The organism is Streptomyces sp. NPDC020422, from assembly GCF_044386705.1.
Classification (GTDB): domain Bacteria; phylum Actinomycetota; class Actinomycetes; order Streptomycetales; family Streptomycetaceae; genus Streptomyces.
The window spans coordinates 279,608-305,266 of sequence record NZ_JBIRVJ010000004.1; the positions used below are offsets into that span (position 1 = coordinate 279,608).

Sequence of the window (25,659 nt, forward strand, 5' to 3'; positions counted from 1 at the left end):
GGCCGTCTAGGGCCTCTGGGGCCCCTCTCCGGATATGGGGAGTCGTCTCGCGCCCGCCGAGGGCGGCACATGAGCATTCAGGTACCGGCAAACCCCCATGAGTGTCAGTGGTACCGGTAGACTGGGAGACAATCCCGCCACCCTGCGGAACATGTCGAACGACGCAGCCGCTCCCGTATGCCCGGAGAACGGCCTGTGCTGTGCCAGAAAGGGCGCTTCGTGGCCGATTCCGGCAACCCCAACGAGAACAACCAGTACACCGCCAGCAACATCCAGGTACTCGAGGGTCTGGATGCGGTGCGCAAGCGCCCCGGCATGTACATCGGCTCGACCGGTGAGCGCGGTCTGCACCACATGGTGCAGGAGGTCGTCGACAACTCCGTCGACGAAGCCCTGGCCGGTCACGCGGACACCATCGACGTCACGATCCTGGCCGACGGCGGCGTCCGCGTCGTCGACAACGGCCGCGGCATCCCCGTCGGCATCGTCGAGTCCGAGGGCAAGCCGGCCGTCGAGGTCGTGCTGACCGTCCTCCACGCGGGCGGCAAGTTCGGCGGCGGCGGGTACGCGGTCTCCGGTGGTCTGCACGGCGTGGGTGTCTCCGTCGTCAACGCCCTCTCCACCAAGGTCTCGGTCGAGATCAAGACCGACGGCTACCGCTGGACGCAGGACTACAAGATGGGCGCCCCGACCGCGCCCCTCGCGCAGCACGAGGCGACCGACGAGACCGGCACCTCGGTCACCTTCTGGTCCGACCCGGACATCTTCGAGACGGTCGAGTACTCCTTCGAGACGCTCTCGCGCCGCTTCCAGGAGATGGCCTTCCTCAACAAGGGCCTGACGATCACGCTCACCGACGAGCGCGAGTCCGCCAAGGCCACGGTCGGCGCCGACGACCCGGACGCCGAGGCCGCCGCGGAGCCCAGCGCGCGCACGGTGAAGTACCACTACGAGGGCGGCATCGTCGACTTCGTGAAGTACCTCAACTCGCGCAAGGGCGAGCTGATCCACCCGACCGTCATCGACGTCGAGGCCGAGGACAAGGAGCGCCTGCTCTCGGTCGAGATCGCGATGCAGTGGAACTCCTCGTACAGCGAGGGCGTGTACTCCTTCGCGAACACGATCCACACCCACGAGGGCGGTACGCACGAGGAGGGCTTCCGCGCCGCGCTGACGACGCTCGTCAACAAGTACGCGCGCGAGAAGAAGCTGCTCCGCGAGAAGGACGACAACCTCACGGGCGACGACATCCGCGAGGGCCTCACCGCGATCATCTCGATCAAGATCGGTGAGCCGCAGTTCGAGGGCCAGACCAAGACCAAGCTGGGCAACACCGAGGCGAAGACCTTCGTCCAGAAGGTCGTGCACGAGCACCTCACGGACTGGTTCGACCGCAACCCGAACGAGGCCGCGGACATCATCCGCAAGGGCATCACGGCCGCCACCGCGCGCGTGGCCGCGCGCAAGGCCCGTGACCTGACCCGCCGCAAGGGTCTGCTGGAGTCGGCGTCCCTCCCGGGCAAGCTCTCCGACTGCCAGTCGAACGATCCCACCAAGTGCGAGATCTTCATCGTCGAGGGTGACTCCGCCGGCGGCTCGGCCAAGTCCGGCCGCAACCCGATGTACCAGGCCATCCTGCCCATCCGCGGCAAGATCCTGAACGTCGAGAAGGCCCGCGTCGACAAGATCCTGCAGAACACCGAGGTCCAGGCGCTGATCTCCGCCTTCGGCACCGGTGTGCACGAGGACTTCGACATCGAGAAGCTCCGCTATCACAAGATCATCCTGATGGCGGACGCCGACGTCGACGGTCAGCACATCAACACCCTGCTGCTGACCTTCCTGTTCCGCTTCATGCGGCCGCTGGTCGAGGCCGGGCACGTCTACCTCTCCCGCCCGCCGCTCTACAAGATCAAGTGGGGCCGGGACGACTTCGAGTACGCGTACTCGGACCGTGAGCGCGACGCCCTGGTCGAGCTGGGCAAGCAGAACGGCAAGCGGATCAAGGAAGACTCGATCCAGCGCTTCAAGGGTCTCGGTGAGATGAACGCCGAGGAGCTGCGCGTCACCACCATGGACGTCGAGCACCGCGTGCTCGGCCAGGTCACCCTGGACGACGCCGCCCAGGCCGACGACCTGTTCTCGGTGCTGATGGGCGAGGACGTCGAGGCACGGCGCTCGTTCATCCAGCGCAACGCCAAGGACGTTCGCTTCCTCGACATCTGAGTCGGTCTCAGCTGACCGTACGAAAGGACTGACGACCAGCAATGGCCGACGAAAACACCTCCGGCACCACCGAAGAGCAGGAGCCTGTGCTGCGGATCGAGCCCGTCGGGCTCGAGACCGAGATGCAGCGCTCGTACCTCGACTACGCGATGTCCGTCATCGTGTCCCGCGCGCTGCCCGACGTACGGGACGGCCTCAAGCCCGTGCACCGGCGCGTGCTGTACGCGATGTACGACGGCGGCTACCGGCCCGAGAAGGGCTTCTACAAGTGCGCCCGCGTCGTCGGCGACGTCATGGGCACGTACCACCCGCACGGCGACTCCTCGATCTACGACGCGCTCGTCCGCCTCGCCCAGCCCTGGTCGATGCGGATGCCGCTGGTCGACTCCAACGGCAACTTCGGCTCCCCGGGCAACGACCCCGCCGCCGCCATGCGCTACACCGAGTGCAAGATGGCGCCGCTGTCGATGGAGATGCTCCGCGACATCGACGAGGAGACCGTCGACTTCACGGACAACTACGACGGCCGCAACCAGGAGCCGACGGTCCTGCCGGCCCGGTTCCCGAACCTCCTGGTCAACGGCTCCGCCGGTATCGCCGTCGGTATGGCCACCAACATCCCGCCGCACAACCTGCGCGAGGTCGCGGCCGGTGCCCAGTGGGCGCTGGAGCACCCCGACGCCAGCCACGAGGAGCTCCTCGACGCGCTGATCGAGCGGATCAAGGGCCCCGACTTCCCGACCGGCGCGCTCGTCGTCGGCCGCAAGGGCATCGAGGAGGCGTACCGCACCGGTCGCGGCTCCATCACGATGCGCGCGGTCGTCGAGGTCGAGGAGATCCAGAACCGCCAGTGCCTGGTGGTCACGGAGCTCCCGTACCAGACCAACCCGGACAACCTCGCGCAGAAGATCGCCGACCTCGTCAAGGACGGCAAGATCGGCGGCATCGCCGACGTCCGCGACGAGACCTCCTCGCGCACCGGCCAGCGCCTCGTCATCGTGCTCAAGCGCGACGCCGTCGCCAAGGTCGTCCTCAACAACCTGTACAAGCACACCGACCTGCAGACGAACTTCGGCGCGAACATGCTGGCGCTCGTCGACGGCGTGCCGCGCACCCTCTCGCTGGACGCCTTCATCCGCCACTGGGTGACGCACCAGATCGAGGTCATCGTCCGCCGGACGAAGTTCCGGCTGCGCAAGGCCGAGGAGCGCGCCCACATCCTGCGCGGTCTGCTCAAGGCGCTCGACGCCATCGACGAGGTCATCGCGCTCATCCGGCGCAGCGACACCGTCGAGGTCGCCCGCACCGGCCTGATGGGCCTGCTGGAGATCGACGAGATCCAGGCCAACGCCATCCTCGAGATGCAGCTGCGCCGGCTCGCCGCCCTGGAGCGCCAGAAGATCGTCGCCGAGCACGACGAGCTCCAGGCGAAGATCGACGAGTACAACGCGATCCTGGCCTCGCCGGCCAAGCAGCGGACCATCGTCAGCGAGGAGCTCGCCGCCCTCGTCGAGCGCTTCGGCGACGACCGCCGCTCCAAGCTGGTTCCCTTCGACGGTGACATGTCCATCGAGGACCTGATCGCCGAGGAGGACATCGTCGTCACCATCACGCGTGGCGGCTATGTGAAGCGCACCAAGACCGAGGACTACCGCTCGCAGAAGCGCGGCGGCAAGGGCGTGCGCGGCACCAAGCTGAAGCAGGACGACATCGTCGACCACTTCTTCGTCACCACGACCCACAACTGGCTGCTGTTCTTCACCAACAAGGGCCGGGTCTACCGGGCCAAGGCGTACGAGCTGCCGGACGCCGGCCGGGACGCCCGCGGCCAGCACGTGGCCAACCTGCTGGCCTTCCAGCCGGACGAGCAGATCGCGCAGATCCTGGCGATCCGCGACTACGAGGCCGCGCCCTACCTGGTGCTCGCCACCAAGGCCGGCCTGGTGAAGAAGACGGCGCTGAAGGACTACGACTCCCCGCGCTCCGGCGGTGTCATCGCGATCAACCTGCGCGAGCGGGAGGACGGCAGCGACGACGAGCTGATCGGCGCCGAGCTGGTCTCCTCGGAGGACGACCTGCTGCTCGTCTCCCGCAAGGCGCAGTCGATCCGCTTCACCGCCACCGACGACGCGCTGCGCCCGATGGGACGCGCGACGTCCGGTGTCAAGGGGATGAGTTTCCGCGAGGACGACGAGCTTCTCTCGATGAATGTCGTCCGGCCGGGTACTTTCGTCTTCACCGCGACCGACGGTGGCTATGCCAAGCGCACCCCGGTCGACGAGTACCGCGTCCAGGGTCGCGGCGGCCTCGGCATCAAGGCCGCCAAGATCGTGGAGGACCGCGGCTCGCTCGTGGGCGCGCTGGTGGTCGAGGAGACCGACGAGATCCTCGCCATCACGCTGTCCGGCGGTGTGATTCGTACGCGAGTCAACGAAGTCAGGGAGACCGGCCGTGACACCATGGGCGTCCAGCTGATCAACCTGGGCAAGCGCGACGCCGTCGTCGGCATCGCGCGCAACGCCGAGGCCGGTGGCGAGGACGAGGACGTCGACGCCGAGGCGGTCGACGGCGCCGATGCGGTCGAGTCGGTCGAGGCGGTCGAGGGCACGGAGCCCGCGACCGGGGAGCACGAGGAGTAGAGCGTGAGTGGAGCCACGGGCGCCGGTTCGGCCGACGGCCGGTCCGCAGGATCGAGCGGTGCCCGTGGCTCCGCCACGGACTCCCAGGGGGTTACGGTGACGGACACTCGGGGGCAGAGGCCCTCGTACGACACGTACAACGGGCCGCTGCCCGGCGAGCGCGCGGGGGGCCAGGCGCAGCAGAGCGGGCCGTATCACCCGCCGCAGGCCTACCCGGCGCAGGGCGGGACGGGTGCCGGTCAGAACACGGCCGCCGTGCGCAAGCCGCGCACGGGCGCGCGGACCACGCCGCGCACGCGCAAGGCACGGCTGCGGGTGGCCAAGGCCGATCCGTGGTCGGTGATGAAGGTGAGCTTCCTGCTCTCCATCGCGCTGGGCATCTGCACGATCGTGGCCGCGGCGGTGCTGTGGATGGTCATGGACGCCATGGGCGTCTTCTCGACCGTGGGCGGCACGATCAGCGAGGCCACCGGCTCCAACGAGTCCAACGGCTTCGACCTGCAGTCCTTCCTGTCGCTGCCGCGGGTGCTGCTGTTCACCTCGGTGATCGCCGTGATCGACGTCGTCCTGATGACGGCGCTGGCCACGCTCGGGGCGTTCATCTACAACCTGTCGGCCGGCTTCGTGGGCGGTGTGGAGCTGACGCTCGCCGAGGACGAGTGACCCGCGAGGGGGCCGGTGCAGGAACCGATTTTGGGACTGGCCCCCTGGTGCGCTAATCTTCAGGAGTCAGCGCGCGGGACACACACCGCAAAGCGCGGCGGGGCTATAGCTCAGTTGGTTAGAGCGCATCCCTGATAAGGATGAGGCCACAGGTTCAAATCCTGTTAGCCCCACAGACAAGATCGGCCCGGACGGTTCACCCGTCCGGGCCGATTGCTTTGCCGGACGCGTTGGCGGCCTAGGTCACTGATCGGTATCGGTCGGTGTGTAGAGTGGGCGTCAGAAGTCTCCTACGTCAACGAAAGACGAGGTCGCGCGGTGAAGAAGCTTCTCCTGGTCGCACTGGCCGCCATCGGCGGGCTCCTCGTGTACCGCCAGATCCAGGCGGATCGCGCCGAGCAGGATCTGTGGACGGAGGCGACCGACTCCGTGCCCGCAGGTTCGGGTGTGTGAGACGAAAACCGTCTGTACGTACGAGGCCCCGGCCGCTTTGAGCGGCCGGGGCCTCGTGCTGTTCGCGGTGGCGAACAATCGGCTTGCTCACGCAAAGCCCTTGGGTCGCGGTCCGGCGGACGGGCAGGATTGGGCCGGCACGGCGACGACGGGGGGAGCGCGTGAAGAGGCAACGGGGCAGGGGCCGTACGGCGGCAGTGCTGGCCGCGGCGGCCTGCGCGGCCGTCGCGCTGCCCGGCGCGGCACGGGCGGCTTCCGAGGGCGGCGGCTACGCCTTCGACGGCGGGGCCCAGCCGGTGAAGGGCGCCGTATCCAACCTGGACGCCGAGCAGTTGAAGCCCGGGCAGAGCTACCGGGACACCCTCGGAAAGGGCGCCAAGCTCTACTACCGGGTCGATCTCGACGCGGAGCAGAACGCGTACGTCTCGGTCGTGGCCGTCCCCAGGGGCAGCGGAAAGGCCGCGTACGGCGACCGCATCAAGGTGAGCATGGAGGACGGCTCCGGCACGGACTGCGGCTACCAGAGCACCCACCTCGGCGCCGAGTACGCCCACCCGGTCACCGCCTACGCCCACCGCACCATCACCCCGGGGGCCACCACCTGCCGGCACGCGGGCGCGTACTACGTCCTCGTCGAGCGGGACGCTGCCGAGGACTCCGACCCCGCCGACTGGGATCTGGAGCTGCGCTTCCTGACCGAGCCGGGGGTACGGAGCGCAGGCCCGACGGCGCTCCCGGAGCACTGGCCCTCGGGCACGCCCCAGCCGCCCGCCGGCGGGCCGCAGCGGCGGGACGGCGGCGCCGGGTTCCGCGAGGCGACCGCCGTACGCCAGGGCGAGTGGCGTACGGACATCAGTCCGGGCCAGACCGTCTTCTACCGGGTCCCCGTCGACTGGGGCCAGCAGCTCTTCGCCACCGCCGAGCTGGGCAGCAGCCCGGCCTCCGACACCCGTGTGAGCGGTGCGCTGCTGCTCTCCCTGGAGAACCCCGCCGGCGGCCACGTCGACAGCCAGTCCGTGAGCTACGCCGGCGAGCCGGCGACCATGGCGCTCGCCCCGCAGCGGCCGGTGGCCTTCGAGAACCGCTTCTCCTCGAACGACGGCACGAGCGCCATGCGCTTCGCCGGCTGGTACTACCTGTCGGCCACGCTCAGCCCGGAGATCGCCGAGGGTTACGGGGACAAGCCCCTGCCGCTGGTCCTGAAGGTGAACGTCACCGGGCAGGCCGGGGCGGCTCCCCCGTACGACGGGGACCCCGGGCCCTTCGCGGTCACCGGCGACGACCGGGAGGCGGCCGCCGGCGGGCTGAGCGGGGCCGAGGCCGCCGACGGCGCCACCCTGCGGCTGGTCGGCGCCGCCGGGATCGGCACCGGCACCGTCCTGCTGCTGGGCCTCGGGGCCTGGTGGCTGCTGGCCCGGCGGGCGGGCGGCGGGCCTACGCCTGGATGAGCGCCCAGATCCCCACGGCGAAGCAGACCAGCGCGGCGAACAGCACCGGGACCGCCACCTTCGCGGGCGGCCCCGGGCGGCGCGCGGGAACGACGACGGCCTGGGCCGGGCCCGGCTCGTACGGCACCGTGGACGTGGGGGCCTGCGCGAAGGAGGCGGGGGACCGCGGCGGGGGAGTCGACAGGGGGAGCGCGCCGGGGGCGCCCGGCGCCGCGTGCGCCGGGGGCTGCGCGGGGGCGGGCGCCGGGGCGGGCGTCGAGGTGGGGAGCGGCGCGTGGGCCGGTGCGTGGACCGGTGCGTTGACCGGGGTGCGAACCATTCCGTGGGCCGCGGGCGGCGGCACGGTGGCCGGCTGTGTCGGCGGGCCCGCGGGCCTCTGGGGCGTCTGGGGTGCCTCGGGTACCTGGGGCGGCGGGGGCAGGTGGAAGCTGCCGGTCTCCGAGGGGCCGGGCAGGTGCGGAGGCAGGCTCTGCTGGACCTCGGGCGCGGGCTCGGCCTGTCGCGGCGGCTGGACGGCCTGTGGCGGCTGGACGGCGGGCGGCTGCTGGACGGCGGCGGGCGGCTGCTGGACGGCGGCGGGCGGCTGCTGTACGGCGGCGGGCGGCTGCTGGACGGCGGCGGGCGGCTGCTGGACGGCCGGAGGCGTCCTCTCCGGGCCGTTCGGGCCGAAGCCGGGCGGCAGCGGGCCGATCTGGTCGAAGATCTCGACGACCTCGGCGGCCTCGGCGGCCCCGGCGGCCTGGCCCGGCTCCTCGCCCGGGGCCGGCTCGGGCAGCAGCTCGACGGCCGCGTTCAGCGCCTTGCGGGCGCCCGTGGCGGTCCGGAAGCGGGCCTGCGGGTCGGGCTGGAGCAGCCCGGCCAGGACCTGCCACAGGGGCTCCGGTATGCCCTGCGGGGCGCCCGGGGTGCCGTGCGCCAGGAAGTACTCCACGAGGGCCTGGGAGTCCGGCTTGCGGCCCTGGAGCAGGTAGAGCGCGACCAGGCCGACGGCGAACAGGTCGGCGGGGAAGTCCGGTTCGGCGCCCCGCAGTTGCTCGGGCGCGAAGTAGCCGGGCGTCCCCACCACGTAGTCGGTCTCGGTGAGCCGCGGTTCGCCCTTGCGCATCGAGATGCCGAAGTCGGACAGCCGCAGGTGCGGCCGTCCGGTTCCGGTGACGTCGAGCAGGATGTTGGCCGGCTTGATGTCACGGTGCACGACCCCCTCCGCGTGCACCGCGGCGAGTCCGGACAGCAACTGGTCGAGCAGGGTGCACACGTAGCGGGGCGGCAGCGCCCCGTAGTCCCCTATGACGTGGGCGAGGGAGCCGCCCGCCACGAGGTCCATCGTGAAGAGGACCTTGTCGTCGTCCGCGGCCCAGCTGGCCGGGGCGAGGACGTGCGGGTGGTCGATCCTGAGCGCCTGCTCGCGGACGAAGCGCAGGAGGGTGTGGGCGTCGCTCTGCTGGAGCACCTTGGCCGCCACGTAGCGGCGCCGGCGGTGGTCCCAGGCGCGCCAGACCGCGCCGACCCCACCGCGTCCGACCGGGTCGACCAGCTCGTACCGACCGGCGAAGACCTCACCCATCGCGCTGCGCCCGCCCCCCTGCCGTACGGCGTCAGTTCTGGTGCGACTCGTAGTGGGCTACGGCGTCCGCGGTGCGCCCGGCGCCGTACACCCTGAGGAACTCCGCCAGCTCCGGGTGGGCCGGGGCGAGCGAGTCCGCCGCGTCGATGATGTCGCCGGCCGCGGAGACCGAGCGCAGCAGCGACTGGATCTCGCGGACCACGCGGCGCACGGTCGGCGCGCCGGTGCCGGTGGTGGACTGGCCGCTGGCGGTCAGTACGGAGCCGCCCTGGGACTTCTTGATCTCGTCCATCCGGTCGGTGGCCTCGGCGGCGCTGACGCTGCCGTCGGCGACCTGACCGGCGAGCTCCTGGAGGGCCTGGACACGCTGGACGACCGCGGGGTTTCCGATCTTGGCCCGCTGGCCGCTCATCAGCTGGGAGAGCATGGGCGCCGAGAGCCCGAGCACGGCCGCGAGCCTGGCCTGGTTCAGCCCGAGATCGTCGATCAGCCGACGGAAGAGCGCCCCCAACGGCTCCCCGTACCAACTGCGCTGAAGCTCCCGGGCTCTGGCCGTGGCTTCCTGCTGCGCTGTATCCATTACCACTTCTCCCCATCCCTGGGTTCACCACTGCGAACCCCGGTCAGCATCTTACGGAGAGTGGTCGCCCACGGGGAGTCCCAATCCTTTTGCGGGATCAGGGGGGTGACCCGGTAGTCTGTTGTCGTTCCGGGGCCTTAGCTCAGTTGGTAGAGCGCTGTCTTTGCATGGCAGATGTCAGGGGTTCGACTCCCCTAGGCTCCACTCATAAACACCCCTCTGACCTGCGTAAACGCGGTCAGGGGGGTGTTTTGGCGTGCGCTGTGCGCTGCTCGGCGCGCGTGGCGCGCGCGGTCCCCTGAATGGCGCGCGATGTCCTTCGGCGCGCGCCCCATTCGTCCCTAACGTGAGGTCCATGTTGCGGACCTTGGGCCTCGACACTGCCCTGGAAGGTGTCTACCGAGGATTGCTGAGCCACCCGGCGGACGGCGTCGGCGAACTGGCCGGCCGACTGCGGCTGCCCGAGAACGAGGTGCGGGAGTCCCTCGACCGGCTGGTGGAGATGGAGCTGCTCCAGCCCTCCCCGGACACTCCGGGCCTGCTGCGGGCGGTCAGCCCGGAGCTCGCCTTCGACCTGGTGCTGCGCCGCCACGAGGCGGAACTGATCCGGCGTCAGGAGGAGCTCGCCCGCAGCAGGGAGGCCATGGCGCGCACTCTCGCCGAGCTCGTGGCGCTGCGGTCCGACGACCCCGTGGACGGGGCGGAACGCCTGGTCGGCCCCGACGCCGTGCGGCGACGGGTCGATGAGCTGGCGCGCGGCCTCACCCGGGACTGCCTCGCCATCGAGCCGGGTGGCGCCCGGTCGCAGGCGGCCCCCGGCGCCTCGCCGCCGTGGGAGGAGCGGGCCCTCGGGCGGGGGGTGCGGCTGGCGACCGTCTTCCGGGACGGCGCCAGGAACGACCCGCAGACCCTCGCGTACGCGCGCCGGGTCAGCGATCTCGGCGGGTGCGTGCGCACCAGCCCGATCGTGCCGCCGCGGATGCTGGTCTTCGACCGGCGGACCGTCCTCGTCCCCCTCGACCGCTCCCCTCGGGGCGGTGGCGCGCTGTGCACCCGCGCGCCCGGCATCGTGGCCCCGCTGGTCGCGCTCTTCGAGCAGACCTGGGCGGCCGCCGTCCCGCTCGGCGCGGACCACCGGAGCGGGGCGGAGGCCGGCGGCCTCTCCTCCGGGGAGCGGAAGCTGCTCAAGCTGCTGGCATCCGGGCTGACCGACGCGGCCGCCGGCCGGCACCTGGGCCTCCCCCTGGGCACCGTACGGCGTCAGATGGCCGCCCTGATGGAGCGTCTGAACGCGACGAGCCGCTTCGAGGCGGGGCTGAAGGCCGCCCAGCGGGGCTGGCTCTGACCCCTCGCCCGAAGGCCGGGAATGGCCCACTTGCAAAGGGGGTGAATGGACCAGGTTCCCTGGGCCACCGGGCCGTAGCGTCGTGTCCATGCCGAAGACCTCAGGGAACACCGCACGCACCCACCGGGCGCTGCTCCTCGCCCAGCTCAGCAACTCCGTCGGCGACGGCGCCTTCTATGTGACCTCGGCGCTCTACTTCTCCCTGATCGTCGGCCTCTCGGCCGCGCAGATCGGCGCCGGGCTCGCCCTCGCCTGGGGCATCGGCTCGCTCGCGGGCGTACCGCTCGGGCACCTGGCCGACCGGCGAGGGCCGCGCGGCACCTCCGTCCTGCTCGCCCTGGCGACCTCGGCGGCCGTGGCCTCCTTCCTGCTCATCCGCTCCTTCGTGCCGTTCCTGCTCGCCGCCGTGGTGTACGCCACCGCCCAGAGCGGGCTCGCCGCCGCCCGCCAGGCCCTGCTCGCGGGCCTCGTCGAGCCCGCCGCCCGGGTCGGGATGCTGGCCCGGGTGCAGGCCACGCTCAACGCCGGGCTCGCCGTCGGTGCCGCGCTCGGCGGGCTCGCCCTGCACGCCGGGACGCGCGGCGCGTACCTCGCCGTCTTCGCCCTCGACGCGCTCGGCTTCCTCGGCTGCGCCCTGGTGCTGCGCGGGCTCCCGCCGCTGCCGGGCACGCCGGCCGCGCCCGACGGCGGCGCCCGGCTCGTGGTGCTGAGGGACCGCCCGTACGCGCTGCTCACCCTGCTGAACGCGCTGCTGCTGCTCCGGCTGCCGCTGCTCAGCCTCGCGCTGCCGTTGTGGATCGTGCAGCGGACGACGGCGCCCGGCTGGACGGTCTCGGCGCTGTTCGTGCTCAACACCGGCGCGGTGATGCTCTTCCAGGTGCGGGCCGCGCGCTCGGTGACCGGGCTGCCCGAGGCGACCCGGGCGGTGCGGCGGTCCAGCGTGGTGATGCTGGCGTCCTGCGGCGTGTTCGCGGTGACGGCGGCGGGGTTCGGGCCCTGGCCGACCGCCGCGGTGCTCGTGCTGGGCGCCGTCCTGCAGGTGATCGCGGAGATGCGGCACTCCGCGGGCTCGTGGCAGATCGGCCTCGGCCTCGCGCCCGCCGAGCGCATCGGCCAGTACCAGGGCTTCTACGGCACGGGCGTGCCGGTCGCCAGGACCCTGGGGCCGCTGCTCGTCACCACGCTCCTGATCGGCTGGGGCATGGCCGGCTGGCTGGTCCTGGGCGCGGTCTTCCTGGTGGCGGGCCTGACGACGGGGCCGGCCGTGCGGTGGGCGGAGCGCTCGCGGGGGCCGGAGCCGGTCCCCGCGGTCGAGGGGCGGCTCGGCGCCCGCTGAGCCGTACGAGTGGTGTTCATCGGAAGAACTGCGCGGTGGCGGCGTCGCTCCGAGGAATCGGGGTGTGCGTCCACATCATGAGGAAGGTACGAAAAGCGCGCAATCCGAAATGAACCATCCGAGGAATCGGATACCTGCCCATAACGTCACGAAAGTGAGGGGTCATGGCCACCGCCAAGGTCAAGCAGTTCTGGACCGCCTTCATCTCCGTCCTCTTCGCCCTGCTCGCCTCCCTCGGTCTCGCGAGCCCCGCCACCGCCGCCCAGCAGCCCGCCCTCCAGCAGGGCGAGGAGCCGGCCGTCGCCGGTGGCACCCAGGCCGTCGCGGTCCGCCCGGCGGTCTCCGTACCGGCACAGCGGAGCCATCAGTGGCGCACGGCGCAGGGCCGCGCGCTGCCGCCGACCATCAAGCAGCGCATCGGCGCCGAGGCGCACGGTTCCTCCCCCGCCGTCCGGCACCTGCGCGCGGACGCCCCGGCCGACGCCGACCCGGTGACCTCGGCCGACCTGACCGGCCCGGCGCTCACGACGAAGGCCGCGACGGCCGCACCGGCCGCCACGGCCGCGTAGGGCGCGGCGGGATCCTCCGCCGCGCCCCACGTGCCTGCCCGGCGATCAGCGACGTTCCTCGTCGCGGCCCGTGGCCTCCGCGTCGGCCTCCTTGGCCGCCACCTCGGGATCGAGTGACGAACCGCCGTCGTCGACGGACGACAGCCCGGTCTCCTCGTCCACCTCGGTGGGAGCGGGCGGCTCGACCAGCCAGTCGGGGTTGGCCTGCTTGTCCCACCACCTCCAGGCGCAGAACGCGCCCACTGCCAGCACGCCGAGGACCACGAACCCCTTGGCGAGGCGTCCGGCCCTGGCCCGACGCTCGTGCTGCCTCACGATCCTCTCGATGTCCTTCGGCGTCACCTGACCGCGCAGCGCGGCCCAGGCGGCGGTGGAACGCGCCCCGGCCTCCTCGAGAACGGGAGTGGTCGCGGCGACCGCGTGCTCGACACGCGGAACGGTGTAGTCGGTCGCCTGACGGGCGGCCTTGCGGGTCACGGCCGCCGCACGATGCGCGGCCTCGTCGACCCGCGGCGGCACATGCGGCGCGACAAGACTGTCGTACTGCTGACGCGCCTGAGTACGGGCCTGCGAAGCGGCCTTCGATACCTTCGGGGCGAGCTTGACGCGCGCCTCGTGTGCATACTGAACGGCCTGGTCCCTGGCCGTTTCCGCGTACGGCGCCACCACTTCCGCGGCGTGCAGGACGCTCTCCTTCGCCGAACCTGTCGCGGCGCGCACGCTGTCCATGCGGGTCACAGGATTCCTCCTCCTCGGTGGCGATGTCGGCTTTTCACCTTTCCATCCTTTTCGGAATCATGCCTGTCCGACCGCCGTCCGGCATGCGGGGCGGGCATCCGGGGCATGCGAGGATCGGAGACGCGGGCGCAGACGCGCCGGTGCACAGGTGGAGAAGGGCGGATCGTGGCCGAGCAGCTGTACGCGACTCTGAAGACCAGCCAGGGTGACATCGAGATTCGGCTGCTGCCGTTCCACGCCCCCAAGACGGTCAGGAACTTCGTCGAACTCGCCCGCGGCGAGCGCGAGTGGACCCACCCGGCGACCGGCGAGGTCACCACCGCCCCGCTCTACGACGGCACGGTCTTCCACCGGGTGATCAAGGGCTTCATGATCCAGGGCGGCGACCCGCTGGGCAACGGCACGGGCGGCCCCGGCTACGAGTTCGCCGACGAGTTCCACCCCGAGCTCTTCTTCGACAAGCCCTACCTGCTTGCGATGGCCAACGCCGGGCCGGGCACCAACGGCTCGCAGTTCTTCATCACGGTCGGCGCGACGACCTGGCTCAACCGCAAGCACACGATCTTCGGCGAGGTCGTCGGCGAGGCGAGCAAGAAGGTCGTGGAGGCGATCGCGACCGCCGAGACCAACCCGCGCACTGAGCGCCCGGTCGAGGACGTCGTCATCGAGACCGTGGTCGTCGAGAGCCGCTGAGCCCTCGGCCCGTACCGCTCGACCGCGTGCCCTTCGGCCCGTACCGCTTCACCGCGTGTCCTTCGGCCCGTACCGCTTCACTCCGGACCGCTCCACCACGCGTCGCGCACGCCGACGGGAACCTTCGCGCCCCGCCCGTCCGTCAGGAGGGCGGGGCGGTCTGTTGACCCCGTCGCCCCACCCGCCCTGTCCTCGGGAGGACGCCTCATGGACCCGCAGTCCGGTCTGCCGCGCTGCTACCGCCACCCGGACGCCGAGACCGGAATCCGCTGCGCCCGCTGCGAGAAGCCGATCTGCCCGCAGTGCATGGTCTCCGCGGCCGTCGGCTTCCAGTGCCCCGACTGTGTGCGCAACGGCTCCGGCACCGGCCACGCTCCCGACGCCAACCAGCCCAGGACGCTCGCGGGCGGCCGGGTGGAGAGTGACGGGCGGCTCGTCACCAAGATCCTGATCGCGATCAACCTGGCCCTGTTCATCGCGGTCCAGGTGGCCGGCGACCGGTTCACCGACCAGCTGGTGATGATCGGCTACGCGTACAACCCGCTGCTCGGCGAGGTGGTCGGGGTCGCGGACGGCGAGTGGTACCGACTGCTGACCTCGGCCTTCCTCCACCAGGAGATCCCGCACTTCCTCTTCAACATGATCGGCCTGTGGGTCATCGGCGGGATCGTGGAGCCGGAGCTCGGCCGGATCCGTTACGCGGCGCTGTGCCTGCTCTCCGGTCTCTCGGGCTCCGCGCTCGTCTATCTCGTCGCCGCTCCCAACCAGGCCTCGCTCGGCGCCTCCGGGATCGTCTACGGCCTGATCGGCTCCTGGGTGGTGCTCGCCCGCCGGCGACGCTACGACATGCGCCCGGTGCTGCTCTTCGTGGCGCTGTCGCTGCTGCTGACGTTCACCCGGCCGGGGATCTCCTGGGAGGCCCACATCGGCGGTCTCGTCGGGGGAGCGCTGGTGACCTTCGGGATGGTGCACGCGCCGCGGGCGCGGCGGGACCTGGTGCAGTACGGGGTCTGCGGGCTGGTACTGCTGGTGGACCTGGGGATCGTGCTCGCCCGGAGCGCTGCGCTCACCTGAGCACGGGGAGCTGTGGACGAGCTCTGGGGAAAAGCTTTCCCCAGAGTTATCCACAATCCGTGGCCCCTTGGCCACACAGTGGCGGACATGACGAAGCCCCCCGCCTCTGAGCAGGCATTTCCTCTCAGAGGCGGGGGGCGAAATGCTCCCTGGGCGCCGTTCGCGCGGTCGTACCGGTGTCAACACCGCGGGAGTTATCCACAGATCTTCGTAAGTTATCCAGTGCTGTGCACAACGCTGTGGATAACCTCAGGGCAGAGCTTGACGAGCCGCGGGAGAACCCGCTACTTCCACTGCGTCGAGACGCCGAAGCCCGCGGCGATGAAGCCGAAGCCGACCACGATGTTCCAGTTGTTGATGGACTTGAGCGGCAGCGTGCCGTCGGTGACGTAGAAGACCACGATCCACACCAGCCCGATGGCGAAGAGCGCGAGCATCACGGGCGCCACCCAGCTGCGGTTGGTCAGCTTGATGGAGGCGGCCTGCTTGCTGGCGGGCGGCGGCGTGTAATCGGCCTTCTTGCGGATCCGTGACTTCGGCACGAGGGACTCTCCTGTCGATGCGCTGCGTGACCGCGCAGGGAACTGTGGCTGGCGCCGGGATGTGACGTACGAGGACCGCAGCGTCCCCCGGGCGTCCGTTAGCGTAGTGGTTCCGCGGCACCGAAGGGGATCAGGGTACGTTGAGCAATTCCGCCGACACTCCCGCAGGGCCGGGCCGAACCACGAGGTGGCGCCCCGTCCGGGTGCTCACCGCTGCCGTTTTCGCGCTCGCCGGACTGATCTTCGTCACCAGCTTCAACACCGCCAAGGGCACCAACCTCCGCACCGACGCCTCCCTCCTCAGGCTCTCCGACCTGATCGAGGAGCGCAGCCACAAGAACGCCGGCCTCGACGAGTCCGCCGCGGCGCTGCGCCGCCAGGTCGACGCCCTCGCCGCCCGCGACGACGGCTCCACCAAGGCCCAGGACGAGCGGCTGCGCGCCCTGGAGGCCTCCGCCGGCACCACCGAGACCGCGGGCCCCGGCCTCACCGTCACCCTCAACGACGCCCCGCCGAACGCCCAGGCCGCCCCCGGCTACCCCGAGCCGCAGGCCAACGACCTGGTCATCCACCAGCAGGACCTCCAGGCCGTCGTCAACGCGCTGTGGCAGGGCGGCGCCAAGGGCATCAAGGTCATGGACCAGCGGCTCATCTCCACCAGCGCCGTCCGCTGCGTCGGCAACACGCTGATCCTCCAGGGCCGCGTCTACTCCCCGCCCTACAAGATCACCGCTGTCGGTGACCGCGGCCGGCTCGGCAAGGCCCTCGCCGACTCCCCCGCCCTGCAGAACTACCAGCTGTACGTGAAGGCCTACGGCCTCGGCTGGAAAGTCGACGAGCACAGGGCGGTGACTCTGCCCGGCTACTCGGGCACAGTGGACCTCCACTACGCGAAGCCTGTGAGCTGACGCATGCGCTGACCGGGGGGAGCCGGGTGCGGTGACGGTGCGACTGGTCGTACGGAGCCTCAGCGAGCTGTGCATCACCGCCGGCGCCCTGATCGTCCTGTTCGTCGTCTACGTCATGTACTGGACCGGCGTGCAGGCCGAGAGCGCCACCGCGGGCCAGCTCGACACCCTCCAGCAGGAGTGGGTGGACCGCCCCGTCGAGACGCCGGGCGCACCCCGCGCGGCCCCCGCCCCGGCCCCGTACGCCGACGGCAGGGGCTTCGCCGTCATGTACGTCCCCCGGCTCGGCAAGGACTGGGAGTGGCCCGTCCTCGAGGGCACGAGGACCGGCACCCTCAAGAAGGGCCTCGGCCACTACGCCGGCACCGCCCGCCTCGGCGCCACCGGGAACTTCGCCGTCGCCGGCCACCGGCGCACCTACGGCGACCCCTTCAAGGACTTCCCCCGGCTGCGCCGCGGCGACGCCGTCGTCCTCACCGACGGCACGACCTGGTTCACCTACCGGGTGGACCGCGGTCCCTACCGGACCGTGCCCACCGACATCGGCGTCATCGACCCGGTGCCCCGGAAGTCCCGCTTCGCCGGGCCGGGCCGCTACCTCACCCTCACCACCTGCGACCCCGAGTGGGGCAGCAGCCACCGGCTGGTCGTGTGGGCGCACCTGGACGCCACCCAGCCGGTGACCGACGGGCGTCCACAGGCTTTGGACAGCTGACCCCCGAGCGCCCCGACGCCCCGTACTCTGGTCCCCGTAACGAACGGAAGGGGCGGCGGACGTCATGTACGGATGGATCTGGCGGCATCTGCCGGGCAACGCCTGGGTGAGGGCACTGATCTCGGTCGTGCTCGTCCTCGCGGTCGTCTACGTCCTCTTCCAGTACGTGTTCCCCTGGGCGGAGCCCCTGCTTCCGTTCAACGATGTGACGGTGGACGGCCAGTGAGCGCGCGAATTCTCGTCGTCGACAACTACGACAGCTTCGTCTTCAACCTCGTTCAGTACCTCTACCAGCTCGGCGCCGAGTGCGAGGTGCTGCGCAACGACGAGGTGGAACTGAGCCACGCCCAGGACGGCTTCGACGGCGTCCTCCTGTCGCCCGGGCCCGGCGCGCCCGAGCAGGCCGGCGTCTGCATCGACATGGTGCGCCACTGCGCCGCCACCGGAGTGCCCGTCTTCGGCGTCTGCCTCGGCATGCAGTCGATGGCCGTCGCCTACGGCGGCGTCGTGGACCGCGCGCCCGAGCTGCTGCACGGCAAGACCTCCCCCGTCACCCACGAGGGCAAGGGCGTCTTCACCGGCCTGCCCTCGCCGTTCACGGCGACCCGCTACCACTCGCTGGCCGCGGAGCCCGCCGCCCTGCCGGCCGAGCTCGAGGTCACCGCGCGCACCGAGGACGGCATCATCATGGGGCTGCGCCACCGTGAACTGCCCGTCGAGGGCGTGCAGTTCCACCCGGAGTCGGTGCTCACCGAGCACGGCCACCTGATGCTCGCCAACTGGCTGGAGCAGTGCGGCGACAAGGGGGCGGTCGCACGGTCGGCGGGGCTCGCGCCGGTGGTGGGCAAGGCCGTCGCGTGACGGCCGGGTCGCCGTGGTTCCGGGCGACGAACCGACCGGAGGACGAGCCCGGCTCCCAGCCGATACCCGCCCCGGGGTACGAGCCGCCCGCGTACGAGGCCGAGACGGCCGTCTACGAGCCGATAGCGGCCCCGGAGGCCTATGAGTCGCCTCACGCCCCCCAGGCGCCTCAGGAGGCCTACCAGGGCCCTTACGCGGGGTCGTACGCGCCACAGCCCACCGCACCCTACGAACGGCCCGCCGCGGCGGCCTACGAGCAGCGCGCCGCGGCGCCGTACGAGCCTCCGGCCGTCGCGCCGTACGAGCCTCCGGCCGTCGCGCCGTACGAGCCTCCGGCCGTCGCGCCGTACGAGCCTCCGGCCGGGGCGGCCTACGAGCCGCCCGCTGCCGCGCCGTACGAGCCGTCCGGCGCGGCGAGCCGCGAGCAGCCGTCGTACGCCACTGTCGACGACGACACGTACGACACGCCCCACGAGGCCTCTCACGAGACGCCCCACGAGACGTCCCACGCAAGCGCCCACGAGACCCGTGACGACGGCACGATGACCCTGCGCGCCGTGGAGCCGGGCACCGCGCCGCTGCCCGGCCCCGGTCGCGCCGAACGCCGCCGCGCCGCGCGCCGCAAGGGGCGCGGCGCCGAGCCCGCCCCGGAGCCGCAGCCGGCCGCCCCGCTCTCGCGCGTCGAGGCACGGCGCGCCGCCCGCGCCGCCAAGGAGAGCGTCGGCGTCGTCCTCAGCCGGGTCGTCGGCGAGCTCTTCATCACCTTCGGCGTCGTCATGCTGCTGTTCGTCACCTACCAGCTGTGGTGGACGAACGTCCGCGCCGGGCAGGAGACCGACCAGGCGAAGGCGCGGATCGAGAACTCCTGGCAGCAGGGCGAGAGCCGGCCGGACGCCTTCGAGCCCGGCGAGGGCTTCGCCATCATGTACATCCCCAAGCTGGACGTGGTCGCCCCGATCGCCGAGGGCATCAGCAAGACCAAGGTCCTCGACAAGGGCATGGTCGGCCACTACGGCGAGGGCAAGCTCAAGACGGCCATGCCCGCCGACAAGCAGGGCAACTTCGCCGTCGCCGGCCACCGCAACACCCACGGCGAGCCGTTCCGCTACATCAACCAGCTCAAGCCCGGCGACCCGATCGTCGTCGAGACCCGGGACGCGTACTACACGTACGAGATGGCGAGCATCCTGCCGCAGACCTCGCCGTCGAACGTCTCCGTCATCGAGCCCGTGCCGAAGGGATCCGGCTTCACCGAGCCGGGCCGTTACATCACCCTGACCACCTGCACGCCCGAGTTCACCAGCACGTACCGCATGATCGTGTGGGGAAAGCTCGTCGAGGAACGTCCGCGCAGCAAGGGCAAGCCGGCCGCGCTCGTAGGCTGAGCCCCACCGAGACCACCACTTTTCGACGGGACGACCTAGTGGCACGTGCGCGCAACCGGATCGCCGGGATCATCAGCGTCTTCGGCGAACTCCTCATCACCGCGGGCCTGGTGCTCGGTCTCTTCGTCGTCTACTCCCTGTGGTGGACGAACGTCGTCGCCGACCGCGCCGCCGACCGGGACGGCGACCAGGTCCGCGACCACTGGGCCGACAGCGGCCCCGGCGCGCTCGACACCAAGGACGGCATCGGCTTCCTGCACGTGCCGGCCATGGGCGACGGCGAGGTCCTGGTGAAGAAGGGCACCGACACCAAGACCCTCAACAACGGTGTCGCCGGCTACTACACCGACCCGGTCAAGTCGGCGCTGCCGCAGGACAAGCAGGGCAACTTCACGCTCGCCGCGCACCGGGACGGGCACGGGGCGAAGTTCCACAACATCCACAAGATGAAGAACGGCGACTCGATCGTCTTCGAGTCGAAGGACACCTGGTACGTCTACAAGGTCTACAAGATCCTCCCGGAGACCACCAAGTACAACGTGGACGTCCTCCAGCCCGTCCCGAAGGAGTCCGGCAAGACCAGGCCGGGCCGCTACATCACCCTGACGACCTGCACCCCGATGTACACCTCGGACTTCCGCTACATCGTCTGGGGCGAACTGGAGCGCACGGAGAAGGTCGACGCGAACCGCACCCCGCCGGCGGAGCTCCGCTGACGACGGCGCGTGAAGAGGCCTGGGAAGCAGGCCTACGAAGCAGGCGACGAAGCGGGCCATGAAGCGGGCCACGAAGCAGGCCCATGAAGTAAGCCCCGGCATCCAGGATGCCGGGGCTTACTTCATGGGCTCATGCGGGCGGGGCGCGGCCTTTAACCGAACCAGCCGCCGCCGCCGTTCTTCTCCGTCTTCACGTTGACCGCCTGGTTGGGCTGGCCCTGCGTGCCCGGCTGCGGGTCCTGCTCCTTGATCCGGGCGTTGCCGTCGGCCGGGCCGTCGACGTTGCCCAGCTGGTAGCCGAGCGCGGTCAGGGCGGCGCGGGCCTGGTCGATCGTCATGCCGACGACCGACGGGATCGGCAGCGTCTGCTGCTGCGGGCCCTTGGAGACCTTCAGCACGATCTGGACGTCCTTGGGCTGGTCCGTGGCGCCCTTCGGGGACTGCTCGATGACCGTGCCCATGGGCTGGTCCGAGTCCACGTCCTGACGGGACACGTTGGTGAAGCCGAGCACGCTCAGCTGCTGGACGGCGACGTCGTAGGTGCGGCTTGTGACGTCCGGCAGCTGCGTCTTCTCCTGCTTGGCCACGGTGATCGTGACCTTGGAGTTCTTCTCCGCCTGCGAGCCGCCCGTCGGGTCCTGCTTCAGGACCTTGCCCGGGTCCTCGTCGGACTCCTCGGTCACCACGACGACCTGGAAGCCCTTGCCGCGCAGGAGGTCCTCGGCGCTCGCCTGCTGCTTCTCCGTGACGTCCGGAACCTCGATCTGCGGCGCGCCCTCGGAGACGATCACGTTGATGGTCCCGTTGACGTCCATCTTCGCCGTGCCGTCCGCGGCCGGCGTCTGGCTGCAGATCGCGCCCTTCGGCTGGTCGCAGCGCTCGGTGCCGGCCTGGGCGACCTTCACCTGCGAATTGGGCGCGAGGCTCTCCGCTTCCTTCAGGGTCTTGCCCACGAACTGCGGAACGACGACCTGCTGCGGGCCGTCCTTCTTGTCGAAGATGGAGACACCGATGAAGATCGCGCCCACCAGCACCAGGAGGCCCGCCAGGATCAGCAGGATCGTCGAGGTGTTGGACTTCTTCTGGCGACGCCGGTCCGGGCGGTCGTCGTAACCGCCGTAGCCGCCGTCGTCCCCGTTCATGGGCGGCAGCATCGTCGTCTGGCCCGCCGGGTCCGCCTGGCGCAGCGCCGTCGTCGGCTGGTCCTCCGGCGGATAGCCGCCGTAGCCGCCGCCGTAGCCGACCGCGCCCATCGCGGCGGTCGCCGCGACCGGCTGGCCGTCGAGGCAGGCCTCGATGTCGGCGCGCATCTCGTCCGCCGACTGGTAGCGGTAGTCGGGGTCCTTGACCAGCGCCTTCAGGACGATGGCGTCCATCTCGGGCGTGATCTCGGGATCGAAGACGCTCGGCGGCTGCGGCTCCTCGCGCACGTGCTGGTACGCGACGGCGACCGGCGAGTCGCCGATGAACGGCGGCCGCACGGTCAGCAGCTCGTACAGCAGGCAGCCGGTGGAGTACAGGTCGGAGCGGGCGTCGACCTGCTCGCCCTTGGCCTGCTCCGGGGAGAGGTACTGGGCCGTGCCGATCACCGCGGCCGTCTGCGTCATGGTCATGCCCGCGTCGCCCATGGCGCGCGCGATGCCGAAGTCCATGACCTTGACCTGGCCGGTGCGGGTCAGCATGACGTTCGCCGGCTTGATGTCGCGGTGCACGATCCCGGCGCGGTGCGAGTACTCCAGCGCCTGCAGGATGCCGACGGTCATCTCCAGCGTGCGCTCGGGCAGCAGCTTCCGCCCGGAGTGAAGCAGCTCACGCAGGGTCGAACCGTCCACGTACTCCATCACGATGTACGGGATGGAGACACCGTCGACGTAGTCCTCGCCGGTGTCGTAGACCGCGACGATCGCCGGGTGGTTGAGCGAGGCGGCGGACTGGGCCTCCCGGCGGAACCGGGCCTGGAAGGACGGGTCACGGGCGAGGTCCGCCCGCAGCGTCTTCACGGCGACGGTGCGGCCGAGCCGGGTGTCGTGCGCGAGGAACACCTCGGCCATGCCACCACGGCCGAGCACCGAGCCCAGCTCGTACCGGCCGCCGAGGCGACGCGGCTCTTCCATAGCTTCTCCAGCCCTCTCCGTCTGTCCCGACCGCACCCGTGTGTGGTCCGGCGGTGTGTGCTGTTCGCGCATACGCTACCGGCCACGGGACGGCGCTTCGTCCGTCGACCGCCACCTGATACCCGACCGGTATGCGGCCAGGACCCGGTGTGACCCCGGTGAGGATCAGGGCCGGAAGATCAGCTCTTGCTGTTCAGTACCGCCTTCATCACGGCCCTCGCGATCGGGGCCGCGAGGCCGCCACCGGAGATGTCCTCACGGTCCGTGCCCGCCGAGTCCTCGACGACGACGGCCACCGCGACCGGCGAACCCTGGTCGGTCTTGGCGTAGGAGATGAACCACGCGTAGGGCCGCTTGGCGTTCTTCTCGCCGTGCTGGGCCGTGCCCGTCTTGCCGCCGACCTTCACGCCGTCCATGTCCAGCGCGGCGTTGCCGCCGGTGCCGTTCTCGACGACGTTCTCCATCATCGTCTGCAGCTGCTGCGCGGTCCGCTGCGAGACCGGCCGGCTCAGCTCCTCCGGCTCGGTCTTCTTGATGATGTCCAGGTTCGGCGCCCGCAGCTGGTCGATCATGTACGGCTTCATCAGCTTGCCGTCGTTGGCGATCGCCGCCGTCACCATCGCCATCTGCAGCGGCGTGGTCGCCGTGTTGAACTGGCCGATCGACGACAGCGCGTTCCCACCGCGGTCGGCCTTCTTGTCGTAGACCGACGCGGCCGAACGGACCGGCGTGAACTGCTCGGCGTTGAAACCGAACTTCTCGGCCATCTCGACCATCTTGTCCCGGCCGACGTCGTCACCGAGCTTCGCGAAGACCGAGTTGCACGAGATCCGCAGCGCCTCGTTCAGGCTGGCGTTGGCGCAGCCGTTGGCGTGGTTCTTCATCGGCACCGTGGAGAGCGGGATCTTCCAGCCCTCGGGGGTCTCCGTCGCCGCGTTGATGTCCGTGACCTTGCCGCTCTCCAGCGCCGCCGCGGCCGTCACGACCTTGAACACGGAACCGGGCGGGTAGATCTCGCGCAGCGCGCGGTTGAGCTTCGGCTTGTTCTTGTCCTTCTCCAGCGCCTGCCACGCCTTGGCGTCCTTGTCGTGGTAGCCGGCGAAGGAGCCCGGGTCGTACGACGGGGTGGAGGCCAGCGCCAGGATCTTGCCCGTCGACGGCTCGATGGCGACGACCGCGCCCGTCTTGCTGCCGAGCCCCTTGAACGCGGCCCGCTGCGCGGCCCCGCTCAGGGTCGTGACGACATCGCCGCCCTTCTTCTTCTCGCCCGTGAACATCGCCAGCGTGCGGTCGAAGAACAGCCGGTCGTCGTTGCCGGTGAGGATGCCGTCCTCGATCTTCTCGATCTGGTTGGCGTCGAAGGCCTGCGAGGCGTAACCCGTCACCGGCGCCCACATCTCGCCGTCGACGTACGTCCGCTTGAACGCGTAGAAGTTGTCGCCGGAGTCCACCGACCCCGTGATCGGCTTGCCGTCGACGATGATGTTTCCGCGCGCGTTCGAGTACCGCTCGATCGTGACCCGCTTGTTCTTCGGGTGCGCGTTGAGCTCGTCGGCGCGGACGTACTGGAGCCAGTTGTCCCGCAGCAGCAGGGCGAGGACCAGCAGGCCGCAGAAGATCGCGACCCGGCGCAGCGGCTTGTTCACGGACGGACCACCTGCGTCATCTCGGCGTCGGGGTTCGGGGCGGGGGAGGGCGCGGGGCGCCGCGCGGTGTCGCTGATGCGGATCAGCACACCGATCAGCGCCCAGTTGGCGATCACGGACGAACCACCGTAGGCGAGGAACGGCATCGTCATACCGGTCAGCGGGATGAGCCCCATCACACCGCCGGCGACGACGAAGACCTGCAGCGCGAACGCGCCCGACAGGCCCATCGCGAGCAGCTTGCCGAACGGGTCGCGGGCCGCGAGGGCGGTGCGCACACCGCGCTCGATGATCAGGCCGTACAGCAGCAGGAAGACCATGACGCCGGCCAGACCCAGCTCCTCGCCGACCGTGGCGAAGATGAAGTCCGAGTTGGCGGCGAAGCCGATCAGGTCCGAGTTGCCCTGGCCGAGGCCGGTGCCGAGGATGCCGCCGGAGCCGAAGGACATCAGCACCTGCGTCATCTGGTCACAGGCGTTCGCCATGTTCGACCCCTCGGGGGCCGTCTTCAGACAGCCGAACGGGTCGAGCCAGGCGGCCACACGCGACTGCACGTGGCTCGCCGTCGAACCGACGACCACCGCACCGCCCGCCGACATCAGCAGACCGATGACGATCCAGCTGGTCCGCTCCGTCGCCACGTACAGCATGATCACGAACATGCCGAAGAACAGCAGCGAGGTACCGAGGTCGTTCTCGAAGACCAGGATGAGGAGGCTGACCGCCCAGATCGTCACGATCGGGCCGAGGTCGCGGCCACGCGGCAGGTACAGCCCCATGAACCGGCGGCTCGCCAGCGCCAGCGCGTCCCGCTTCACCATCAGATAGCCGGAGAAGAACACCGCCAGGACCAGCTTGGCGAACTCACCGGGCTGGATCGAGAAACCGGCGACGTTGATCCAGATCTTGGCGCCGAAGACGTCCGAACCGAGACCCGGCACCAGCGGCAGCAACAGCAGCACCAGCGCCGCCACCATCGAGATGTACGTGTAGCGCTGCAGCACCCGGTGGTCCTTCAGGACCAGGAGCACGCCCACGAACATGGCGATGCCGATCGCCGAGTACAGCATCTGCTTCGGGGCGTCCGGACTGAACGAGCCGTACGCGCTCGTCGCCCGCTGGATCAGCCGCGGCGACTGGTCGAGACGCCAGATCAGCACCAGACCCAGCCCGTTCAGCAGCGTGCCCAACGGCAGCAGCAGCGGGTCCGCGTACGGGGCGAACTTGCGCACCACCAGGTGCGCGACGCCCGCCAGCAGGGTCAGGCCGGCCCCGTACCCGAGCATGCCGGGCGGCACCTTGCCGTCGATCGCCAGACCGACGTTCAGGTACGCGAAGACCGGGATGGCGACGGCGAACGCGAGCAGCGCCAGCTCGGTGTTCCGGCGGCTCGGCGCCTCGATGGCGCCGATCGTGGTCGTGTTGGTGACAACGCTCATGGTGG

At 70.6% G+C, this 25,659-nt stretch carries 23 protein-coding genes and 2 tRNA genes; 18 read left to right on the forward strand and 7 right to left on the reverse strand.

Features of this window, described 5'->3' with window-relative positions:
• The first annotated feature begins 195 nt into the window (after nt 1-195).
• The 6 genes from gyrB to ACH414_RS12105 all read left to right on the forward strand — a co-directional run bounded on the left by gyrB (nt 196) and on the right by ACH414_RS12105 (nt 7,429).
• The gene (gyrB, locus tag ACH414_RS12080; protein WP_382539087.1) at nt 196-2,226 is read left to right on the forward strand and encodes a DNA topoisomerase (ATP-hydrolyzing) subunit B; all 2,031 of its coding nucleotides are present in this window, start codon (nt 196-198) and stop codon (nt 2,224-2,226) included.
• Nucleotides 2,227-2,267: 41 nt separating this feature from the next.
• A complete protein-coding gene (gyrA, locus tag ACH414_RS12085) occupies nt 2,268-4,865 on the forward strand; it encodes a DNA gyrase subunit A (protein ID WP_382539090.1) in 2,598 nt (865 codons plus the stop codon).
• A 3-nt stretch (nt 4,866-4,868) separates the two neighbouring features.
• Entirely contained in the window at nt 4,869-5,528 is a 660-nt protein-coding gene (locus tag ACH414_RS12090; RefSeq protein ID WP_382539093.1) for a DUF3566 domain-containing protein, read from the forward strand.
• A gap of 99 nt (nt 5,529-5,627) precedes the next feature.
• Nucleotides 5,628-5,701 (forward strand) — tRNA-Ile (locus ACH414_RS12095).
• Nucleotides 5,702-5,846: 145 nt separating this feature from the next.
• Nucleotides 5,847-5,981 carry a DLW-39 family protein gene (locus ACH414_RS12100; RefSeq protein WP_003958712.1) on the forward strand — a complete coding sequence of 45 codons (135 nt, stop codon included), beginning with the start codon at nt 5,847-5,849 and terminating at the stop codon, nt 5,979-5,981.
• Between the two features lie 161 nt (nt 5,982-6,142).
• On the forward strand, nt 6,143-7,429 hold the full coding sequence (locus ACH414_RS12105) for a hypothetical protein (RefSeq protein ID WP_398941692.1): 1,287 nt from the start codon (nt 6,143-6,145) through the stop codon (nt 7,427-7,429).
• Here the strand turns inward: ACH414_RS12105 and ACH414_RS12110 are convergent.
• Both ACH414_RS12110 and ACH414_RS12115 read right to left on the reverse strand, forming a co-directional pair.
• Nucleotides 7,416-8,993: a protein kinase gene (locus tag ACH414_RS12110; RefSeq protein ID WP_398941693.1), complete on the reverse strand. Its 1,578-nt coding sequence runs from the start codon at nt 8,991-8,993 to the stop codon at nt 7,416-7,418. The two genes, ACH414_RS12105 and ACH414_RS12110, sit on opposite strands and share 14 nt — an antisense overlap.
• Nucleotides 8,994-9,024: 31 nt before the next feature.
• Nucleotides 9,025-9,573: a helix-turn-helix domain-containing protein gene (locus ACH414_RS12115; protein WP_382539103.1), complete on the reverse strand. Its 549-nt coding sequence runs from the start codon at nt 9,571-9,573 to the stop codon at nt 9,025-9,027.
• Nucleotides 9,574-9,704: 131 nt separating this feature from the next.
• Between ACH414_RS12115 and ACH414_RS12120 the strand changes: the two genes are divergently transcribed.
• From ACH414_RS12120 to ACH414_RS12135, 4 genes are all read left to right on the forward strand, one after another.
• A tRNA-Ala gene (locus ACH414_RS12120) sits at nt 9,705-9,777 on the forward strand.
• Nucleotides 9,778-9,928: 151 nt separating this feature from the next.
• Nucleotides 9,929-10,918, forward strand: a complete 990-nt coding sequence (locus ACH414_RS12125) for a helix-turn-helix transcriptional regulator (protein ID WP_382539105.1) — start codon at nt 9,929-9,931, stop codon at nt 10,916-10,918.
• A gap of 88 nt (nt 10,919-11,006) precedes the next feature.
• A complete protein-coding gene (locus ACH414_RS12130) occupies nt 11,007-12,254 on the forward strand; it encodes an MFS transporter (RefSeq protein ID WP_382539108.1) in 1,248 nt (415 codons plus the stop codon).
• Between the two features lie 164 nt (nt 12,255-12,418).
• Nucleotides 12,419-12,823, forward strand: a complete 405-nt coding sequence (locus ACH414_RS12135) for a DUF6344 domain-containing protein (protein ID WP_382539111.1) — start codon at nt 12,419-12,421, stop codon at nt 12,821-12,823.
• Between the two features lie 45 nt (nt 12,824-12,868).
• Here the strand turns inward: ACH414_RS12135 and ACH414_RS12140 are convergent, their stop codons facing one another.
• Complete coding sequence (locus tag ACH414_RS12140) at nt 12,869-13,561, reverse strand: DUF5324 family protein (RefSeq protein WP_398941695.1); 693 nt, start codon at nt 13,559-13,561, stop codon at nt 12,869-12,871.
• 165 nt (nt 13,562-13,726) lie between these two features.
• Between ACH414_RS12140 and ACH414_RS12145 the strand changes: the two genes are divergently transcribed.
• Together ACH414_RS12145 and ACH414_RS12150 are read left to right on the forward strand one after the other, a co-directional pair.
• Nucleotides 13,727-14,254: a peptidylprolyl isomerase gene (locus tag ACH414_RS12145; RefSeq protein WP_382539117.1), complete on the forward strand. Its 528-nt coding sequence runs from the start codon at nt 13,727-13,729 to the stop codon at nt 14,252-14,254.
• 207 nt (nt 14,255-14,461) lie between these two features.
• On the forward strand, nt 14,462-15,328 hold the full coding sequence (locus ACH414_RS12150) for a rhomboid family intramembrane serine protease (protein ID WP_382539120.1): 867 nt from the start codon (nt 14,462-14,464) through the stop codon (nt 15,326-15,328).
• Nucleotides 15,329-15,612: 284 nt separating this feature from the next.
• Here ACH414_RS12150 and crgA read toward each other — a convergent pair whose 3' ends face one another.
• Complete coding sequence (crgA, locus tag ACH414_RS12155; protein ID WP_382539123.1) at nt 15,613-15,870, reverse strand: cell division protein CrgA; 258 nt, start codon at nt 15,868-15,870, stop codon at nt 15,613-15,615.
• Between the two features lie 140 nt (nt 15,871-16,010).
• Here crgA and ACH414_RS12160 point away from each other — a divergent pair, with 140 nt between their 5' ends.
• The 6 genes from ACH414_RS12160 (at nt 16,011) to ACH414_RS12185 (ending at nt 20,455) form a co-directional block, all read left to right on the forward strand.
• Entirely contained in the window at nt 16,011-16,778 is a 768-nt protein-coding gene (locus tag ACH414_RS12160) for a DUF881 domain-containing protein (RefSeq protein ID WP_382539126.1), read from the forward strand.
• Nucleotides 16,779-16,809: 31 nt separating this feature from the next.
• A complete protein-coding gene (locus tag ACH414_RS12165) occupies nt 16,810-17,493 on the forward strand; it encodes a class E sortase (protein ID WP_382539129.1) in 684 nt (227 codons plus the stop codon).
• 64 nt (nt 17,494-17,557) lie between these two features.
• The gene (locus ACH414_RS12170) at nt 17,558-17,719 is read left to right on the forward strand and encodes a hypothetical protein (protein ID WP_030685828.1); all 162 of its coding nucleotides are present in this window, start codon (nt 17,558-17,560) and stop codon (nt 17,717-17,719) included.
• Nucleotides 17,716-18,354: an aminodeoxychorismate/anthranilate synthase component II gene (locus tag ACH414_RS12175; RefSeq protein ID WP_382539133.1), complete on the forward strand. Its 639-nt coding sequence runs from the start codon at nt 17,716-17,718 to the stop codon at nt 18,352-18,354. The genes ACH414_RS12170 and ACH414_RS12175 overlap by 4 nt, the downstream gene beginning before the upstream one ends.
• The gene (locus tag ACH414_RS12180; RefSeq protein ID WP_398941698.1) at nt 18,351-19,739 is read left to right on the forward strand and encodes a class E sortase; all 1,389 of its coding nucleotides are present in this window, start codon (nt 18,351-18,353) and stop codon (nt 19,737-19,739) included. Before ACH414_RS12175 ends, ACH414_RS12180 begins: the two co-directional genes overlap by 4 nt.
• 38 nt (nt 19,740-19,777) lie before the next feature.
• A complete protein-coding gene (locus ACH414_RS12185; RefSeq protein ID WP_382539139.1) occupies nt 19,778-20,455 on the forward strand; it encodes a class E sortase in 678 nt (225 codons plus the stop codon).
• A 152-nt stretch (nt 20,456-20,607) separates the two neighbouring features.
• On the opposite strand, the gene pknB is transcribed toward ACH414_RS12185, so the two are convergent.
• The 3 genes from pknB to ACH414_RS12200 all read right to left on the reverse strand — a co-directional run bounded on the left by pknB (nt 20,608) and on the right by ACH414_RS12200 (nt 25,654).
• Complete coding sequence (gene pknB, locus ACH414_RS12190) at nt 20,608-22,569, reverse strand: Stk1 family PASTA domain-containing Ser/Thr kinase (RefSeq protein WP_382539142.1); 1,962 nt, start codon at nt 22,567-22,569, stop codon at nt 20,608-20,610.
• A 179-nt stretch (nt 22,570-22,748) separates the two neighbouring features.
• Nucleotides 22,749-24,215 (reverse strand): peptidoglycan D,D-transpeptidase FtsI family protein, encoded by a 1,467-nt coding sequence (locus ACH414_RS12195; RefSeq protein WP_382539145.1) that lies wholly within the window; start codon nt 24,213-24,215, stop codon nt 22,749-22,751.
• A complete protein-coding gene (locus ACH414_RS12200; RefSeq protein WP_046908708.1) occupies nt 24,212-25,654 on the reverse strand; it encodes an FtsW/RodA/SpoVE family cell cycle protein in 1,443 nt (480 codons plus the stop codon). Before ACH414_RS12200 ends, ACH414_RS12195 begins: the two co-directional genes overlap by 4 nt.
• Nucleotides 25,655-25,659 lie beyond the last annotated feature (5 nt).

Excerpts from the sequence above, each read along its gene's own strand:
- gyrA (WP_382539090.1), top strand. The coding sequence starts at position 2,268 with ATGGCCGACGAAAACACCTCCGGCACCACCGAAGAGCAGGAGCCTGTG.
- ACH414_RS12110 (WP_398941693.1), bottom strand. The coding sequence starts at position 8,993 with ATGGGTGAGGTCTTCGCCGGTCGGTACGAGCTGGTCGACCCGGTCGGA.
- ACH414_RS12115 (WP_382539103.1), bottom strand. The coding sequence starts at position 9,573 with ATGGATACAGCGCAGCAGGAAGCCACGGCCAGAGCCCGGGAGCTTCAG.
- ACH414_RS12125 (WP_382539105.1), top strand. The coding sequence starts at position 9,929 with ATGTTGCGGACCTTGGGCCTCGACACTGCCCTGGAAGGTGTCTACCGA.
- ACH414_RS12130 (WP_382539108.1), top strand. The coding sequence starts at position 11,007 with ATGCCGAAGACCTCAGGGAACACCGCACGCACCCACCGGGCGCTGCTC.
- ACH414_RS12135 (WP_382539111.1), top strand. The coding sequence starts at position 12,419 with ATGGCCACCGCCAAGGTCAAGCAGTTCTGGACCGCCTTCATCTCCGTC.
- ACH414_RS12150 (WP_382539120.1), top strand. The coding sequence starts at position 14,462 with ATGGACCCGCAGTCCGGTCTGCCGCGCTGCTACCGCCACCCGGACGCC.
- ACH414_RS12170 (WP_030685828.1), top strand. The coding sequence starts at position 17,558 with ATGTACGGATGGATCTGGCGGCATCTGCCGGGCAACGCCTGGGTGAGG.
- pknB (WP_382539142.1), bottom strand. The coding sequence starts at position 22,569 with ATGGAAGAGCCGCGTCGCCTCGGCGGCCGGTACGAGCTGGGCTCGGTG.
- ACH414_RS12200 (WP_046908708.1), bottom strand. The coding sequence starts at position 25,654 with ATGAGCGTTGTCACCAACACGACCACGATCGGCGCCATCGAGGCGCCG.